This window comes from Pseudomonas sp. HMWF032, assembly GCF_003060885.1.
GTDB lineage: Bacteria > Pseudomonadota > Gammaproteobacteria > Pseudomonadales > Pseudomonadaceae > Aquipseudomonas.
Map to the genome: position 1 here is coordinate 282,798 of NZ_QAIG01000013.1, position 15,904 is coordinate 298,701.

Here is a 15,904-nt window from a genome sequence, read left to right on the forward strand (position 1 = left end):
GACATTAAAAAGGCGACTTCGGTCGCCTTTTTAATGCGCGTTCGACACATTCAGGAATTCCTATGCTCACCCTTCCAGTCCGTTTTACCCTGCTATTGACCGGCTTATTAACCCTCGGCAGCACTCAGGCCCAATCCAATGCCAACAGTTTGAGCGTACGCTACGAGGCCGCGCCGCTTGAGCTGCGAGACATCGCCGCACAGGCCGAACAGGATGCCATTCTCGAGGGTTGGCGTGAGCAGATCGAAGCGTTGCTGCCGGATCAGGGCCTGCAACTGCTGCTGACAATGCGCACATGCGATGAGGCCAACGCGTTTTACGACAGCGCAGAACAGAGCATCATTTATTGCTACGAAGAGCTGCAAGACACGCAAAACAACTTCGCTCAATTTGAAGCCGATGGCCAACTCAATGCCGAAGAGGCGCAGGCGTTCGCCGTCGGCTGGAGCGACTACCTGTTCTTCCACGAACTGGGCCACGCGCTGATCGATCAGTTGGAAATCCCCATGCTGGGGCGCGAAGAAGATGTGGCCGATCAGATCAGCACCTACATTTGGGTACACCGCGAAGACGGCGAGCACATCCTCAACGGCACCATTTTAAGCTTTGCCACGTGGGGCGACGATGTCAGCGAAGACGGGCTGGCCGCGACGCACAGCCTGAACGGGCAACGCTATTACAACGTGATGTGCTGGGCATACGGTGCCGACATCGAGCGTTACAGCGATGCAGGCGATCAGCTTCCGGAGGAGCGCCGGGACAGTTGTGAAGAGGAGTATTGGCAGCTGGCCAATGCCATCGAACAGCTTCTGCCACTGCACTTCGATGATGATCCAGCGCCTTAATCAGCGCCGTCCAGCACCGCCAGAAAGGCCTGCGCCGCCACCAGTTCTTCTTCACTGAACACCCGCACCCCGGCGCGGCGCAAGGCCGCCGCCGTCACGCCTTCGCCAGCGACCTGGGTGCCGCTAAAACTGCCGTCATACGCCTCGCGATTGCCACACGAGGGACTGCGCGCCTTAAGCAGCGCAATACCAATGCCATGCTGCGCCACCAGGGCCAGGGCCTGTTGTGCGCCGTCAACAAAAGCCGCTGTGACATCCTCGCCATCCACCGTCAGCACCGGCAGGTGCCCATCGAGCACTTTTGCCCCCTGACCGCCCGCAATTTCCGCTGGGGCACGCGGCGTGGGCAAGCCGCCCGCCACTTCCGGGCACAACGGCACCACGCGGCCTTCCTGTTGCCAGCGCTCCAGCAGGCTGAACGGACCATGGGCACCGCCGTCATAGCGTACGCGCTGGCCCAGCAGGCAACGGCTCACCAGAATTTTCTGCATGTCTCACTCTCGTTTAGTCACTTGCCGTAACACGGCCCGGTTACTGCCTCGCGCCCCTCCCGACCAAAGGGTCGGGCTGCCTGGCAGATTGCCAAACCCATCACGCCAGCCGCCCTATCCGCGCCCAACTGCGACCTATCCTTCGGCGGGAAGCGAACCGGTTCAATGGCGCGCGCGACAGGCCCGGCACAGACTCTTGGCACTCTAGCTGAGGACATCGCCATGCACCGCCCACTTCGCACCGTCGCCTTATCCCTCGTTGCCAGCCTTGCAGCCTATACGCTGCCAAGCCAGGCCGAATTGCTACCGATGGATAACCAAAGCCTGAGCGAAATCAGTGGCCAGGCCGGCATCAGCATCCGTACCGATGTATTGGCGACGATCAGCCGGATCAGCTGGAATGACGACGGTGGCAGCGCCTCGCTACGCAACGTGAAGATCGACAACGGCTGCCTGACCCCGGCCAGCTGTCCGAACGGTTCTGGCGGCAGCTTTGCCTTCGGCGCTGCACAACTGGGCCTGACCCTGCCGATCTTCGGCGTCAACCTGCCCACCCTGAAAATCGACGTGGTCAACAATGGCAGCGGCCAGCAGCAACTGCAGCTGACCTTGCCTGATCTCACCACCATCAACCAGCAGCTGATTGCCAGCGGCATTCCCGCCCAACGCATTCGTATGCGTGTAGCCGCTGACATGTACGTCGGCGACAGCCAGCTGGGCAGTGTTGAGATCCGCGACATCACCGATCTACGCGGGACCTTCAAGGTCTGGGGTCACTAAACCGCGGTCTAGAGTGGCCCATTGCCGCGCCGGCGAAACCAGCCGGTTAAGGACAAACGGTCACGGCACGCCGGCAAAACCTCATGAGGCATGTCGGCAGACAGAAACACCAGCAGACTGCCCGCCTGCGGCAACACATCACGCGTTTCGCCATTCGCCAGGTACAACCGCAGCGCGCCGCCCTGCTCAGCCTGCCAGTCCTCGTTGAGATAAAACACCACCGATACCGCGCGACGGTCATCATCACGGAACCGGTCCAGATGTTTCTGGTAGAACGCACCCGGTGGATACAGCGCAAAGTGCCCTTCGAAGTCTTCCAAACCCAGGTATAAACCCTGGTTCAGCGCCTGGCGTAGCTCATCCAGCACCTGCAGATACTCATCGCAGCTTGCCTGCTGCCCGGCCTCCAGCCACTGGATATGGTCACCGCGCACCCCTTCGCGAATCTGTTGCTGCGCGCCGCGGCCCACACCGGCGGGCGCCAATGCACCTTGTGCGGCACGTTTACGGCACTCTTCGGCCAGTTTCAGGGTCAGAGAAGGCGCAATGAACTGCGTTTGCAACGACCAGCCGTGCTCGGCCAGGTCGTCAACGATGTGCGTCAGAAGTGCGGTGTGGGTATCGGTCGTCATGCCGGCGATTCTACCAGCGCCCTGCCGAGCCTCGACAAGTGTCAGCGTGCCGCCGAAAATAGCCGCCCCTGAATGGAGTCCCTAATGCGCGCCCTTTCCGTTGTACTGACCCTGCTGCTCAGCCTGCCCGCCCTGGCGGACGATTACCTGCGGCTGTATCAGGCGGCCGGCTGGCCGCAGCAACGCATGCATTTCAGCGACGCCCTGCAGGCCGCTCAGGAGCGCTACCGCAGCAGCCTGCCGCCAGCGGTGCATCAGGCGCTGGTCAACAACAGCAACCAGCGCTTCGCCCCCAACGCCATGGACCAACGCGCCCTACAGGGCTTGCGCAGCCACCTCGCGGCGCCCGCCAGTGCCTTGCAGTTCTTCCAGTCGCCACTGGGGCGCAAGATTGTTGATGCCGAGTTATTGGCCACCCGCAGCGACCAACTGGCCCGCCATGCCAATGGTCTGCCGCGCAGTGAAGCCAGCGCCACCCGCCGCCTGCTGATTCGCCACCTGGCCCAGGCGCTGCCGGCGCGGGAAGCCGGTGCCGAAGTCAGCCTGGCCCTGGCCGGTGTAGCCGCCGACAGCCTCAGTCAGATGCTCCCCGGCCTGCTCGGTGGCGACAGCGCCCAGGCCATGCTCAATGGCCAGCGCCAGCGGTTGATGGAGCAGATCGGGACGGATCTGGATAACACCCTGCTGCACGTCTACCGCGAGCTGAGCGATCCGGAGCTGGAAGAGTTCGTCAGTTTCGCCCAGTCCGATGCCGGCAAGGCCTACTACCAGGCCGCACTGGCGGCAATCCGCAGAGGCCTGGCGGTCGGCCAGAGCAGCACAGCACTGGCTCCAGCCTCGCAAGGCATCTGAGCCGAATCCACGTCGGTTGGTGTTGAGCGGCGATGCGTTGAGGAGCAACGCGACGATGCCCAACGACTGCAACGGATCGTCGAGCGCAGTGCTGCGCACGCCCTGTTGGGCTTCGCTACGCTCAACACCAACCTACGCCAGCTTCTGACTAAGAAACTCGAAATAGCGCTGGCGCAAGGCCGGCGCTTCGTTGGCCAGGTGGTGCCGCGCCTCGGCCAGACACAAAACCTGCGGAGCGGCGAACTTGTCCTGCAACACCCGCAGGTTGTGCCGCCAGGCCACCGTCATGTCGGCTTCACCCTGAATGATCAACGGGCTGCGAAGACTGCGCGGCGCGGCTTCGATATGCGGCACCCACTGACTAAGCGCGCCGACCCAGGCGGTTGGCAGGTTGCGTGGCTGCAACGGGTCCTGGTGATGAACGAAGTCAATGAACTCGGCATCGCTGGAATTGACGCTGAAGCGCCGGGGAATCTCGCTGACAAAGCGCTTCATGATGCGGTAACTGAACTGCGACCAACCCCATGCCCGCGGCCGCACTAACGGCGCCAGCAGGATGGTTTCGCCGATGGCCGCACCCGGGCTACCAGTCAGCAGGTAGTCGATCAGAATCGCCCCACCGGTGCTTTGCCCGCACAGATGCCAGGGCTGCGGCAGCTCGAGCGCGGCGGCCTCCACCAGCACCGCCTGCAGCACCGCCTGGTACTCGGCAAAATCTCCAATGCTGGCGCGCTCGCCGCTGGACAGGCCATGCCCCGGCAAGTCGAAGGCCAGCACGGCGAAGCCCATGCCCAGCGCCCACTCGATCACATGGCGATACAGGCCAACGTGGTCGTAGTAACCATGCACCAGCACCAGCGTGGCGCGCGGCTGCTCAGGCCACCAGGCCTGTACGGCGATCTGGTAGCCGGCGGCCTGCAGCGTACCCATGCAGCTGCGCGTCGCCCAGGCGTCGCTGAAACCGTAGAACTGTCGGTAGGCCTGTTCAGCCGGCGACAGCACAACGGCTGCGGCTAAGGGTCGCAGACTGGCAGACAGGTTGTCCGGCTGAAACGGCTCTGGCATTGGCTTTCCATTGGTCATAGGAAGATTTATCGGTCATCCAGACCGACATGATCAGGTTGGGATATTCAGCTGTCGCGCCAGTCATGGCAAGCTGCGCGCCTGTTTGCCGAAGGCTGCTCATGACTCGACCCACACGCAAGACCCTCCTCGCCAGCTTGCTGATTCTGCTCTGGGCAGCCGCCATGCTGGCCGCCTACCGGTGGTATGAATCGCGCTACCTACGCAGTTTCAGCGAGCAGACGGCCCTGTTCTATGGTGAACAGCTGCGCCTGCCGGATGAGCTGGCCGGCCCCGGTCCCATTCGCCTGGTGCACTTCTGGGACCCGGCCTGCCCGTGCAATGTCGGCAACCAGCAACACCTGGCCGAACTGATTGAACGCTTCGCCTCCCAGGGCGTGAACTTCTATGCCGTGCAAAAGCCCGGCAGCAGCGGCCAACTGCCCAGCACCCTGAGCGCCCTGCAGCCGCTGGCTGAACTGACAGGCAGCACGCAGATTCCCGCCAGCCCGGCGGTGGCCATCTGGGACCGCACGGGTCAGCTGGCGTACTTCGGTCCCTACAGCGAAGGGGCTGTTTGCACCTCCAGCAACAGCTTTATCGAGCCGATTCTCGATGCCCTGATTGAAGAGCGCCCGGTCAGCGCCAGCAATACTCTGGCAGTGGGCTGCTTCTGTGAGTGGCAGAACAACTGAAGACGAGCGGCCATAGGGCAAACGCGCTGATCGATCAGTCTGCCGCTGCTGCCCCTACAACCAACTGCCGGCGAAAGCCCATTGGCGTCGCGCCCTGCCAGCGCTTGAACGCGCGGTAAAACGGCGACAGCTCGGCAAAGCCGCAGGCACGAGCCACTTCACGGATGGCCAGACCGCTGTCGAGTAGGGCCTGTGCGCGCAGGCGGCGCACCTCATCATGCAGCTGGCGAAAGCTCTGCTGCTGTTCGGCCAACGCCCGCTGCAGTCCGCCAACGCTGTAACCCAGCGCGGTGGCGCAGCGGCGCAGATCGCATAGTTGCACGCCCAGGTTGACCTCCAGCCAGTAACGCACGCGGTTGAGCAGCTGGTTTTCCTCCAACTCGGCCAACTCCACTTCCGCCTGCGCCCAGAGCACCGCGAACAGCCGTGGGTTGGCGCTGCGTGATGGCCGGCTAAGCCAGGCGCGCGGAAAGATCAGCGCATCATGCGCCTGGGCAAAGCGCGGCAGCAGGCCGAACAGCCGGCGGTGCTCACTCAGCCGGCGCGGGGCCGGGTGGCGAAACTCCACACCGTCGAGCGCAAAGCCGCCGCCGGTGACGCTGACCAGCATCTTCTGCAGCAGCAGCGCCAGGCACTCCATCTGCTGACGCAACGAACCCACGCCACGGTAATTGAGGTCGAAGATCAAGCGCGCCTGCTCGCCCTCCAGCTCCAGGCGCGCGGCAAAACCGCCAGAAAGGATGTGCTGGAAACGCACAAAGCTCTCCAGCGCCTGGCCCAGGTCGCAACTGGCCAGCAGCAGGTAACCCACCACATCCATAGGCCGTGGCTGCATGGTTTCACCCAGGTGCAGGCCGATGTCAGCATCACCGCTGATGCCCGCCAACGCCTGCCAGAAGCGCGGCGCATTGTCGTGGTCTGCGCGGGCAGTGAGCAGCGGCGGCGTCAGCACCACACCCTGATAGGCCTGGCGATAAGTGTCGGTTGGGTCCAGCCCCAATGCCGCCAGAGCCTCGTAGAGCAGGCGGCGCAGGGTCGAGGAATGGGTCAGCGCGCTGGCGATGCTGTTGTGCGGGTCGTGTTGCATACAAGCCTCTTGGATTGACCAAAGACTTTCACTCTTGCTGTATTGGGTCAATGCCTGCGCAGCCAGCAGTGCGCACAATGGGGCGCTGATAAAACCTATAACAAGGAAAACCCCATGAAACGCACCCTGACTGCCCTGGCTCTGATCGTCGCAGCCTCTGCCGCCGGCGCTTACTGGTACATCGACAGCAAGCAGCCGCAACGTGACGGCGAGCGGCAACTGAGCCACCTGCAGGCCGCAGTCACGGTGGATTACGACGAACGCGGCGTGCCGCATATCCAGGCACAGAGCGAAGCCGATATGTACCGCGCACTCGGTTATGTGCACGCCCAGGACCGCTTATTCCAGATGGAAATTCTCCGCCGCCTGGCCCGTGGCGAATTGGCGGAAATTCTCGGCAGCAAGCTGGTCGACACCGACCGCCTGTTCCGCACCCTGGGCATCCGCGAACACGCCGATCGCTACGCCGCCAAACTGGACATGAACACCCCGGCCAGTCAGGCGCTGCAGGCTTATCTGGATGGCATCAACCAGTATCAGGCCAACCACCCGGCGCCGATCGAGTTCGATGTGCTGGGCATCGACAAGCGCCCCTTCACCCCCGCCGACACCCTCAGCGTCGCCGGCTACATGGCTTACAGCTTTGCCGCGGCCTTTCGCACCGAGCCGGTGCTGACGCACATCCGCGATCAGCTGGGTGCTGATTACCTGAAAGCCTTTGACCTCGACTGGCACCCGCAAGGCGTGGTCGGCCAGCACCTCGCTGCTGGCGACTGGCAAGACCTCAACGCCATCGCCGAACTGAGCCACGCCGCGCTGCTGGATGCCGGCCTGCCGCAGTTTGAGGGCAGCAATGCCTGGGCGATCTCCGGCAGCCGCACCGCCAGCGGCAAGCCGCTGCTGGCCGGCGACCCGCATATCCGCTTCGCCGTGCCGTCAGTGTGGTACGAGGCCAACCTGAGTTACCCCGGTTTCAGCCTGTACGGCCATCATCAGGCGCTTAACCCGGTGGCCTCGCTGGGGCATAACAACGCGTTCGCCTGGAGCATCACCATGTTCCAGAACGACGACCTGGACCTGATCGCCGAGAAAACCAACCCGGACAACCCCAACCAGGTCTGGTATCGCGGCCAATGGGTCGAGCTGCAAAGCCGTGAAGAGCTGATCAGCGTCAAGGACGCCGAGCCCGTGCGCCTGACCATCCGCCGCTCACCGCACGGCCCGATCATCAACAGCGCTTTGGGGGAAACCGTCGGCAGCACGCCGATTGCCATGTGGTGGGCGTTTCTCGAGACCGAGAACCCGATCCTCGATGGCTTCTACCAACTCAACCGCGCCGCCACGCTAGAACAAGCTCGCGTCGCCGCCGAGCACATCGAAGCGCCGGGGCTGAACGTGGTGTGGGCCAATGCCACGGGCGATATCGGCTGGTGGGCGGCGGCGAAACTGCCGCGTCGCCCGGCCGGGGTCAACCCGAGCTTTATCCTCGACGGCAGCAACGGCGAGGCGGAAAAAGACGGCTACTACCCGTTCAGCGCCAACCCGCAGGAAGAAAACCCCGAGCGCGGCTATATCCTCTCCGCCAACTACCAGCCCGTGTCGCCGACCGGCATGGCGATTCCCGGCTATTACAACCTGGCTGATCGGGGCCAGCGCCTCGACGAACGCCTGCGCGACAGCAGCGTGAAGTGGGACGTACAGAACAGCCAGGCGCTGCAACTGGAGCCCGGCACCGGCTACCCGCAACGCCTGCTCACTCTGCTGGCGGCTGATCTGCGGGCTGCCGCCAGCGGCAGCGAAGAGCAGGCGCTGGTCGAGCAGCTGCTGAGCTGGGATGGCCAGCATCAGGTCGAGAACACCGCCGCCACCCTGTTCAACCAACTGGTGTACCAACTGACGCGTGAAGCCATGGCCGACGAGCTGAGCGAGGCCTTCTTCACCAACCTGCTGCAAACCCGCGTGCTCGACAGCGCCCTGCCGCGCCTGGCCGCCGATGCCCACTCGCCCTGGTGGGACAAACGCGGCAGTGAGGCGGTAGAAAGCCGTGCCGATACCGTCAAAGCCGCCTGGCAGGCCAGCCTCGCCCACCTGCGCAGCACCCTCGGTGACGACAGCGCGAAATGGGCCTGGGGCAGCGTACACACCCTCACTCACACCCACCCGCTGGGCCAGCAAAAGCCGCTGGATAAACTGTTCAACGTCGGCGCCTTTGCCGCACCGGGTGGCCATGAAACGCCGAACAACCTTTCGCAACCGGTCGGCCCGGCCCCCTGGTCGGTGGTGTACGGCCCCTCGACCCGTCGCCTGATCGATCTGGCCGACGCCGGCAGCGCCCTGGGCATCAACCCGGTGGGCCAGAGTGGCGTCTTGTTTGATCAGCATTACAAGGACCAGGCCGACGCCTACATACGTGGCGAGTACGTGCCAATGCACCTGAACGCCGAAGCGATCAAGGCTAACAGCCGCAGCCAGCTGATTCTGCGTCCATAAGCCAAGGAGATCGGCAATGAAACGCCTGTTACTGCTTTTACTGATCATTCTGCTCGGCCTGGTGGCCGTGGTGGCCGGCCGCACCCTGCTGCTGCCGGCCGCGGCTTACAACAGCGCGCCAGTCAGCCTGCCTGAGGGGCTGGATAGTCAGCGTGCAGCGGAAAGTTTGGCTGCGGCGATTCGCCTGCCAACCCTGTCGCATCAGGTCGGCGCGCCGGCCAGCCAACTGGCGGCCAGCGACGCCGCCTTTGCCGGCATGCGGGAGTGGCTGGCACAGCGTTATCCACGCGTTACAGCCAGCACGGAATCACTCGCCACCGGCAGCCCGAGCATCCTGCTGCGCTGGCCGGGTAAGGACAGCCAACTGCCCGCCGCCCTGCTGATGGCGCACCAGGACGTGGTGCCCGTCGCACCCGGCACGGAAGGGCTGTGGACCCACCCGCCGTTCTCCGGGGCGATTGCCGATGGGTTTGTCTGGGGGCGTGGTGCCATCGACAGCAAAGGCTCGATGGTGGCCATTCTTGAAGCGGTGGAAACCCTCATCGCCCAGGGCTTCCAGCCACAACGCGATGTGCTGTTGGCCTTTGGTCACGATGAAGAAATCGGCGGCCACCAAGGCAACCGGCGCATCGCCGCGCAGTTGCAGGAACAGGGCAAACGCCTGGCGTGGGTCAGCGATGAAGGTGGCTTTGTGGTGCGCGGGCAGATCCCCGGCGTCAGCCAGGACGTGGCCGTGGTCGGCATTGCGGAAAAAGGCTATGTCAGCCTGACCCTCACCGCCAATGCCCAGGGTGGTCACTCCTCGCAGCCGCCCGCCTTCGATGAAACTGCCATCGGCCGCCTCAGCCAAGCCCTGCAACGGGTCGGCGATGCACCCTTCCAGCGCGGCTTCGATGGCCCCACTGGCGACCTGCTGGCCAGCTTCACCCCGGCGCAAGCCTTCGGCTACCGGCTGATCTTCGCCAACCTCTGGCTGTTCAGCCCGCTGGTGGAACAACAACTGGCCGCTTCACCGGCCGGCGCTGCACAACTGCAAACCTCGCTGTCGCCGACCCTGCTGCGCGCTGGGATCAAGGAAAATGTCCTGCCGCCCAGCGCCCGCGCCACCCTCAACCTGCGCATCCACCCGCGTGACAGCATCGACCGCGTCACCGAACACGTGCGCAACGCCGTGGCCGATGAACAGATTCAAATCAAAGTGATGCCCGGCGGGCGCGAGCCTTCGGCGGTCTCCGATGTGCGGGGCGAGGCCTATCAGCAGTTTGCCGAAGTGATCCGCCAGAGCTTCAGCAACACCCTGGTCAGCCCCAACCTCACGGTCGGCGGCACCGACTCGCGCTACTACGAGCCGCTGACCGACAACATCTTCCGCTTCAGCCCGCTGCTGATGGAGCGTGACGACCTGCCACGCATGCACGGCACCAACGAGCGCGTGGCGATCGATACGCTGGCCAATGCCAGTGGGTTTTACTACCGACTGCTGCAGAACCTGAACAACCCGGCCAAGTAGGCGACAAACAGCGCGAGGGGCAGTGCCGCTCGTACGCAGCCAGCGCCATGCCTCAAACCGCTTTACCGGCGCGCCGTAGAGCGGTGTAGGCCTGGGGAAAATATCGGCAACGCCGGGGCAGCACTTTCCACAGCGCTCTGACCAGCCGAGACAGGCCGTCCAGGCGCCGCTGATCCTTTGCGCTCCAAGGCAGCTTCAGCCGCTGACGCAGTGACGCGGGCAAGCTGCCCACCGCCAACCAGCGTGCTCCCTGATCGAACAGCGGTCGCAGCAACCACCAGAGCGGGCCACGCATCCAGGCATAGGGGGCTGGCAGAGACTTGTTGCCATCAAGGTACCAGCGCGCCACGCCCGTCATTTCCAATCGTGCGTCGAGCATGTCCTGCCAATAAAGTTGGAATGCCTTGTAGTCGGCCGGAACCGTCGTCATTGGCAGACCGTACAGGGCATACCACTGGATGGACTCCTGATACAAGCGCTCCAGCTTCGCCTCGTCGAGCGGCGTGCCGAACAGCGCCTGAGCGGCAATCTGCCCTTCAAAGAAGGTGGCATGCGCCCAATAGAACAGCTCCGGGCTCAAGGCATGGTAGCGCCGCCCCTGAACGTCCATGCCCTTGATCTGCCGGTGCCAATCGCGGACCTGCACACCGGTTGCTGGCGCCTGCTCACCGCCGTAGACCACCGCAAGAATCGGTGAAATCGATCGCAATAGCCGGTTCCAGGGATTAACAAACAAGTCGGAATGTTCCTGCACACCGGCAGCCAGACCAGGATGCAGGTTCTGCAACAGGCCGACGCGACTGATCAGCAGCAGACCACGCAGATCACCGAAATAGCGCCAGGTCAGCGAGTCCGGCCCCAGAGGCCGTAACGTTTGCGTATCTGAAACGGGACAAGTCGTCTGCATGCTCGGGCGCTCCTGTGCAATTGTCTGGCACCCATGCTAATGCGAGTATTAGCTCGCATTAAATTCGCAATGGAGCCGCCATGCGCAAGAAACCCTGCCAGCAACGCTCACAACAGATGGTCGACATCCTGCTGGAGGCCAGCGGCCGGGTGATCGAGCGGCAGGGCCTGGCCAACCTGACCACCAACCGGGTCGCAGCAGAGGCCGGCGTAAGCGTGGGCTCGCTGTACCAGTACTTTGCAAACAAGCAGGAACTGCTGGAAGGACTGCTCGAAAAGATGGCGCTCGATATCACCCGCCTGGTCGACGCGCGCATGGCACAACTGCTGGAGGCTGACGTCAGGACGGCTGTGAGGATGCTGCTGAGCGACGTGCTCGCATTTATTCTCAGCGGCAATGGCCACTATCGCGTACTGGTGCGCCATTGGCAGCAATTGCAGGCCCTGCATGTGGTTGACCGGCTGGAGCGGCACCTGTCAGAAATCTGCCGACGTTATCTGCTTCGCCACATCCGCCAGTTCCCCATCGACAACCCCATGCCGATGCTGTTTGTGATGATCAACGCCACCCTGATGACCCTGGTGCGTCACCTGGCATTGGACGCCCCTCCACTGAGCGACCAACAACTGATCAATGAACTGACCAACATGCTGACTGCCTACTTGGCTGCAGCAGCGAACCCCCAACAGACCAACACGTAGCCGTGCTCTAGCCCGTCCCATTGCTTGAGCCTTCAGACAGATAAAGGCAGACTGCCAGCAGGACACTGCCACCCAGCGGGGCACGATATGGACGTTGTAAAAAGCCTCAAGCCAGGAAAAAACGGCACCAAACGCTTTGTCGAACGCTACGGCGACGACCTGATTGCCGTACGCTACCGTCACGACGCCGAAAAGCAGATCAGCTACACCACTGTCGAACTGATCGTCGAACGCAAACACAAACCACCAAAAACCCGCACCCAAACGCCTAAACAGCCAACGGCGCTGGTATTCGTGCGCGTAAATTTTCATGAGAAGGTCATGCAACTGGCGGTAAAGCAGGCGGGCGGTAAGTGGCAGCCTGAAGAAAAGGCATGGTTGCTAAGTTACAAAGCAGCAGTAGAGCTTGGACTACAAGAACGGATCATCAATAGCTGATGGTCAGATATGGATACGAGATGGCTATATTTGGATATTTATTGCCAGCAGTGGCAACAGTGTGCAGATACGGATATGCCGTCTAATTATAGTTAGACTCAACCTTGGAACTTGTGTGTCATGAAACTATGCGTAATCGCTCTAATTATTTCTTACTCATTGCTGTCAGGCTGCAATTCCACAGAAACAGTTATAAATACCAATCAGAATGAACTAGCAGTTAGTACGCCTGTTCAAGTACAGGAGATTTCGCCTCAGAACTCATTTCCAGCTGAACCGGCAGAGTCGAAGAAGCAACGTGCCCTTAGAGAGCTTTTATCCGAGGACTTCACCTACCAGCAAACGCATACTTTAAATACTAACGACCCAGAAGACTTGTTTACACTCTATACAACCAAAATATTTAACAAATTTACAATACCCAAAGACATAAAGCCTGAAGCGCACCTTATCCTTGACGTTCAAATGAGCGCTGACGGTAAAATTTCATCAATTGAGATAGCCCAGACTAGCGGTGAATATCAATTCGATAACTCAGCAATTTTGGCAATACGTAGCATTGGTATATTCAGTGAAGTAAAAAACCTTAGCGAAGCTGACTATAATAAATATTTCAAATTTCATAAAATTAAATTTAGCCAACTTATACAATCGGGCAACTAATAGCGCATAGGTCTAACAACTGGTTCAAATCGTTCGCTTCGCTCACTGGGACGGGCTAAAGCCCGCCCCTTAACCAAACGTTAGAGCCAACATGCAACCGTACCAATATGTAATCTCGCTGCGCGTGTGGCATCCATCCATGCCACACGAAGAAATCACGTCCGCGATTGGCGTAGATCCTAAGCACAACTGGACCGCAGGCGAACCCCGCGTTTCACCTAGAGGAAACCCATTAGGGGGAACTCGAACTAGTTCGTACTGGAGCGCGTCGCTCATTTCCGAGCCGATTTCATCCGAAATAAAAGAAATCGAAGAGACCTTGCTCTTGCTTATCGCCCGCTATCGGTATCTGGAGCCATTCTTCTTAAAACTCCGAGGAGAAGGTGGGAAATCTGAGTTTTTTGTCGGCTTGTATAGTGACAACAACATAGTTATTGACCTTGAACCCGAATTAATGGCTCTACTAGCAGGCGCATCTTTGAGTCTTTGCCTGGACTACTATCCTTGGAAAAAGTCGTAAGCTCTAACAAACGGTTCAAATCGTTCGCTTCGCTCACTGGGACCGCGTGCCGCGGCCCCTTAACCTAAACGTTATACACACATGGCAAATTTTCTGAATGAATAAAATTTCGTCTTTTCTAGCTGCCTGCATCTCTCTAACTTGGCTATACGGAGTCATACAAACCGATTGGGAGTCTCTAATACCGGCAATCATCTTCGCCGCGTGTTCTATTTTCTTATACAAAGACAATAAAATAGCAAAGTGGTGCACCTTCGTTTTCACCTCTTTAAACATTGTATTCAATAATATACTTATCAGCTTCATTGATGAGCGGCATCATCCAGCATCTCCGAATCCATTAGAGGTATCAATTGAAGTAACAGTATCTACTGCGCTTTGCTGGGTTACGTTGGTATTTTTATGTGCTTCTTTTTGGCTCCAAAAATCCAAAAGGGTATAACAATTGGTTCAAATCGTTCGCTGCGCTCACTGGGACGGGCTAAAGCCCGCCCCTTAACCAAACGTTAGGCACCCGTATGAAAGTTGACTGGGATAATGTTACGAAAATCCTATACGGCAAGAGCTGGAGCGACTATCCAGACTTCACATTTTTTTATTCCAAGACAATCGAAACAAGAGCACCGGGTGACAAAACCCCAGACTTACCAAGAGTCGACGGCCATTATATTGAATATTGGTGGCGTATCGAATATAACGACAGGGTTGAACTTTTCGATAGAGGCATATTAAAAAATACTTACATGCGCATTTTATTGTTCTTCAAGAAAAATATTCGTTCTAAAGAGTTATTAAAAGAAGTGCATTTAGCTCTAGAGCCACACCACATAATCATGTACGAAAAGCGCGCCTAACAAATGGTTCAAATCGCTCGCTGTGCTCGCTGGGACGGGCTAAAGCCCGCCCCTTAACCAAACGTTAGGCGGCAACAGCAATTAAAGGATGTGCGGGCATGAAAGTCTTTTACAGTTACGCCGGCAAACACCGTGCATCCCTGAATCAGATAGCGCGCAATAACCAGTTCACCGCCCTACTCCAGCATATTCGCTGCTCGCTGCGCCTCAAGGTTGCAGAGTATCCAATGCGTCGCCTGACAGCTCGCTCAGTCGAGGCTCCGCCCAGAAAGAACCAGTCGCTTGCAAGAAAATTGCAGGTTGGCCACAGTGCGGTATTCATCACCTGCGTTCAACTCGACGCCCGCTGCCTAACAACTGGTTCAAGTCACTCGCTTCGCTCGTTCGGGACCGCGTTCCGCGGCCCCTTAACCAAACGTTAGACGTTCATGTTTCCAAAGCTTGTTTTTTGCAATGCGTACACCCGTATCAACGCACGTTTTCTTTCGAGGTTTCCACGGTTTGAAATGTGCATTGCTAGAACAGACGCCCGTTATATTTGTGGCATTTTTCAACACTGCGTTCAGTTCGTTACATTGCAAACATTGGATTCATCGCGTTTCGTCCGTTGCGTAATTGTTGTTCGCAAGGTCACACGATTGCTTTCGGGGCTTTCTCGGGTTTAGTCTTTCAGTTGCTGTGCTTACGCCGTTTGCCATCGAGGTCCGTTGAAATCGTGGTTTTTCAGTTACATTGCAAACATTAAATTTATTGCGTTTCGCCAAGATCATCGCGCAACGCGTTACAAGCAAGAATGCGGTGCTTCAATTTATGTGTACATCCGAGCGTCTAACAATTGGTTCAAATCGCTCGCTGTGCTCGCTGGGACGGGCTAAAGCCCGCCCCTTAACCAAACGTTAGAAGCGGCTATAAATTTGGCGGTTTTAATATGCAAGGAAGCATCGAATTTATGTCTAAGTCTCACAATCGCAGTATCCAGTTATATACTTTCATTTTGCTAAACGAGCTGAACCCCCTCCTCTTCGGCTCGCAAAATGACTGACATGCGTTCTCTTTTTGGTCGGCACTCGCGTCCCTTCATCGGCGCACAACGCTTTGCTTGCAAGATTTTGCTTTATCGGCAAACGCCTGCACGTTCGTTGCCCACCATTTTGGTTCGACTTAAGGTAAATTTTTCGTCGCGTACCAAATCAATGCCCGACTTGCCACCGCGTCTAACTACAAGTTCAAGCCGTTCGCTTCGCTCACTAGGACGGGCTAAAGCCCGCCCCTTAACTTAACGTTAGCCAATCGCTTTCAGCTTGTTTGGTTTTTAATCGCGTACATCCGCAATATCGCTCCACTGCTTTAGGCTTCACACAATTTCGAAAATTGTGT

General features: G+C 59.2%; 16 protein-coding genes. 11 read left to right on the top strand and 5 right to left on the bottom strand.

Annotated features, from left to right (window positions below; genetic code table 11):
* The first annotated feature begins 62 nt into the window (after window positions 1–62).
* On the top strand, window positions 63–845 hold the full coding sequence (locus tag DBR00_RS19055) for a DUF4344 domain-containing metallopeptidase (RefSeq protein WP_108486784.1): 783 nt from the start codon (window positions 63–65) through the stop codon (window positions 843–845).
* Here the strand turns inward: DBR00_RS19055 and DBR00_RS19060 are convergent.
* Window positions 842–1,336 carry a DUF523 domain-containing protein gene (locus tag DBR00_RS19060; RefSeq protein WP_108486785.1) on the bottom strand — a complete coding sequence of 165 codons (495 nt, stop codon included), beginning with the start codon at window positions 1,334–1,336 and terminating at the stop codon, window positions 842–844. The genes DBR00_RS19055 and DBR00_RS19060 overlap by 4 nt on opposite strands.
* 222 nt (window positions 1,337–1,558) lie before the next feature.
* Here DBR00_RS19060 and DBR00_RS19065 point away from each other — a divergent pair, with 222 nt between their 5' ends.
* Entirely contained in the window at window positions 1,559–2,116 is a 558-nt protein-coding gene (locus DBR00_RS19065; RefSeq protein WP_108486786.1) for a DUF6160 family protein, read from the top strand.
* Between the two features lie 8 nt (window positions 2,117–2,124).
* Here the strand turns inward: DBR00_RS19065 and DBR00_RS19070 are convergent, their stop codons facing one another.
* Window positions 2,125–2,748, bottom strand: coding sequence for a 2OG-Fe(II) oxygenase (locus DBR00_RS19070; protein ID WP_108486787.1), 624 nt, complete (start codon window positions 2,746–2,748; stop codon window positions 2,125–2,127).
* A gap of 84 nt (window positions 2,749–2,832) precedes the next feature.
* Here DBR00_RS19070 and DBR00_RS19075 point away from each other — a divergent pair, with 84 nt between their 5' ends.
* A complete protein-coding gene (locus tag DBR00_RS19075; RefSeq protein WP_108486788.1) occupies window positions 2,833–3,600 on the top strand; it encodes a DUF2059 domain-containing protein in 768 nt (255 codons plus the stop codon).
* A gap of 132 nt (window positions 3,601–3,732) precedes the next feature.
* Here DBR00_RS19075 and DBR00_RS19080 read toward each other — a convergent pair whose 3' ends face one another.
* Window positions 3,733–4,665: an alpha/beta hydrolase gene (locus DBR00_RS19080; RefSeq protein ID WP_108486789.1), complete on the bottom strand. Its 933-nt coding sequence runs from the start codon at window positions 4,663–4,665 to the stop codon at window positions 3,733–3,735.
* Window positions 4,666–4,748: 83 nt separating this feature from the next.
* On the opposite strand from DBR00_RS19080, the gene DBR00_RS19085 reads away from it, so the two are divergent.
* The gene (locus tag DBR00_RS19085) at window positions 4,749–5,357 is read left to right on the top strand and encodes a DUF6436 domain-containing protein (RefSeq protein ID WP_256583080.1); all 609 of its coding nucleotides are present in this window, start codon (window positions 4,749–4,751) and stop codon (window positions 5,355–5,357) included.
* A 34-nt stretch (window positions 5,358–5,391) separates the two neighbouring features.
* On the opposite strand, the gene DBR00_RS19090 is transcribed toward DBR00_RS19085, so the two are convergent.
* Window positions 5,392–6,444 carry an AraC family transcriptional regulator gene (locus DBR00_RS19090; protein ID WP_108486791.1) on the bottom strand — a complete coding sequence of 351 codons (1,053 nt, stop codon included), beginning with the start codon at window positions 6,442–6,444 and terminating at the stop codon, window positions 5,392–5,394.
* A 114-nt stretch (window positions 6,445–6,558) separates the two neighbouring features.
* On the opposite strand from DBR00_RS19090, the gene DBR00_RS19095 reads away from it, so the two are divergent.
* Window positions 6,559–8,934 (top strand): penicillin acylase family protein, encoded by a 2,376-nt coding sequence (locus DBR00_RS19095; RefSeq protein ID WP_108486792.1) that lies wholly within the window; start codon window positions 6,559–6,561, stop codon window positions 8,932–8,934.
* A 16-nt stretch (window positions 8,935–8,950) separates the two neighbouring features.
* The gene (locus DBR00_RS19100) at window positions 8,951–10,444 is read left to right on the top strand and encodes a M20 family peptidase (RefSeq protein ID WP_108486793.1); all 1,494 of its coding nucleotides are present in this window, start codon (window positions 8,951–8,953) and stop codon (window positions 10,442–10,444) included.
* Window positions 10,445–10,496: 52 nt separating this feature from the next.
* On the opposite strand, the gene DBR00_RS19105 is transcribed toward DBR00_RS19100, so the two are convergent.
* Entirely contained in the window at window positions 10,497–11,351 is an 855-nt protein-coding gene (locus DBR00_RS19105) for an oxygenase MpaB family protein (RefSeq protein ID WP_108486794.1), read from the bottom strand.
* 80 nt (window positions 11,352–11,431) lie between these two features.
* Between DBR00_RS19105 and DBR00_RS19110 the strand changes: the two genes are divergently transcribed.
* The 5 genes from DBR00_RS19110 to DBR00_RS19130 all read left to right on the top strand — a co-directional run bounded on the left by DBR00_RS19110 (window position 11,432) and on the right by DBR00_RS19130 (window position 14,527).
* The gene (locus DBR00_RS19110) at window positions 11,432–12,052 is read left to right on the top strand and encodes a TetR/AcrR family transcriptional regulator (RefSeq protein WP_108486795.1); all 621 of its coding nucleotides are present in this window, start codon (window positions 11,432–11,434) and stop codon (window positions 12,050–12,052) included.
* 24 nt (window positions 12,053–12,076) lie between these two features.
* Complete coding sequence (locus DBR00_RS19115; protein ID WP_146180713.1) at window positions 12,077–12,490, top strand: hypothetical protein; 414 nt, start codon at window positions 12,077–12,079, stop codon at window positions 12,488–12,490.
* Window positions 12,491–12,610: 120 nt separating this feature from the next.
* Window positions 12,611–13,153, top strand: a complete 543-nt coding sequence (locus DBR00_RS19120; RefSeq protein ID WP_108486797.1) for a TonB C-terminal domain-containing protein — start codon at window positions 12,611–12,613, stop codon at window positions 13,151–13,153.
* 91 nt (window positions 13,154–13,244) lie between these two features.
* On the top strand, window positions 13,245–13,673 hold the full coding sequence (locus DBR00_RS20595) for a hypothetical protein (protein WP_146180714.1): 429 nt from the start codon (window positions 13,245–13,247) through the stop codon (window positions 13,671–13,673).
* A gap of 518 nt (window positions 13,674–14,191) precedes the next feature.
* Complete coding sequence (locus DBR00_RS19130) at window positions 14,192–14,527, top strand: hypothetical protein (RefSeq protein WP_108538100.1); 336 nt, start codon at window positions 14,192–14,194, stop codon at window positions 14,525–14,527.
* The last annotated feature ends 1,377 nt before the right edge of the window (window positions 14,528–15,904 follow it).

Bases quoted from the DNA above. Each gene is read 5' to 3' on its own strand.
- DBR00_RS19055 (WP_108486784.1), top strand. From the start codon at position 63: ATGCTCACCCTTCCAGTCCGTTTTACCCTGCTATTGACCGGCTTATTA.
- DBR00_RS19060 (WP_108486785.1), bottom strand. From the start codon at position 1,336: ATGCAGAAAATTCTGGTGAGCCGTTGCCTGCTGGGCCAGCGCGTACGC.
- DBR00_RS19065 (WP_108486786.1), top strand. From the start codon at position 1,559: ATGCACCGCCCACTTCGCACCGTCGCCTTATCCCTCGTTGCCAGCCTT.
- DBR00_RS19070 (WP_108486787.1), bottom strand. From the start codon at position 2,748: ATGACGACCGATACCCACACCGCACTTCTGACGCACATCGTTGACGAC.
- DBR00_RS19075 (WP_108486788.1), top strand. From the start codon at position 2,833: ATGCGCGCCCTTTCCGTTGTACTGACCCTGCTGCTCAGCCTGCCCGCC.
- DBR00_RS19080 (WP_108486789.1), bottom strand. From the start codon at position 4,665: ATGCCAGAGCCGTTTCAGCCGGACAACCTGTCTGCCAGTCTGCGACCC.
- DBR00_RS19085 (WP_256583080.1), top strand. From the start codon at position 4,749: ATGGCAAGCTGCGCGCCTGTTTGCCGAAGGCTGCTCATGACTCGACCC.
- DBR00_RS19090 (WP_108486791.1), bottom strand. From the start codon at position 6,444: ATGCAACACGACCCGCACAACAGCATCGCCAGCGCGCTGACCCATTCC.
- DBR00_RS19095 (WP_108486792.1), top strand. From the start codon at position 6,559: ATGAAACGCACCCTGACTGCCCTGGCTCTGATCGTCGCAGCCTCTGCC.
- DBR00_RS19100 (WP_108486793.1), top strand. From the start codon at position 8,951: ATGAAACGCCTGTTACTGCTTTTACTGATCATTCTGCTCGGCCTGGTG.
- DBR00_RS19105 (WP_108486794.1), bottom strand. From the start codon at position 11,351: ATGCAGACGACTTGTCCCGTTTCAGATACGCAAACGTTACGGCCTCTG.
- DBR00_RS19110 (WP_108486795.1), top strand. From the start codon at position 11,432: ATGCGCAAGAAACCCTGCCAGCAACGCTCACAACAGATGGTCGACATC.
- DBR00_RS19120 (WP_108486797.1), top strand. From the start codon at position 12,611: ATGAAACTATGCGTAATCGCTCTAATTATTTCTTACTCATTGCTGTCA.
- DBR00_RS20595 (WP_146180714.1), top strand. From the start codon at position 13,245: ATGCAACCGTACCAATATGTAATCTCGCTGCGCGTGTGGCATCCATCC.
- DBR00_RS19130 (WP_108538100.1), top strand. From the start codon at position 14,192: ATGAAAGTTGACTGGGATAATGTTACGAAAATCCTATACGGCAAGAGC.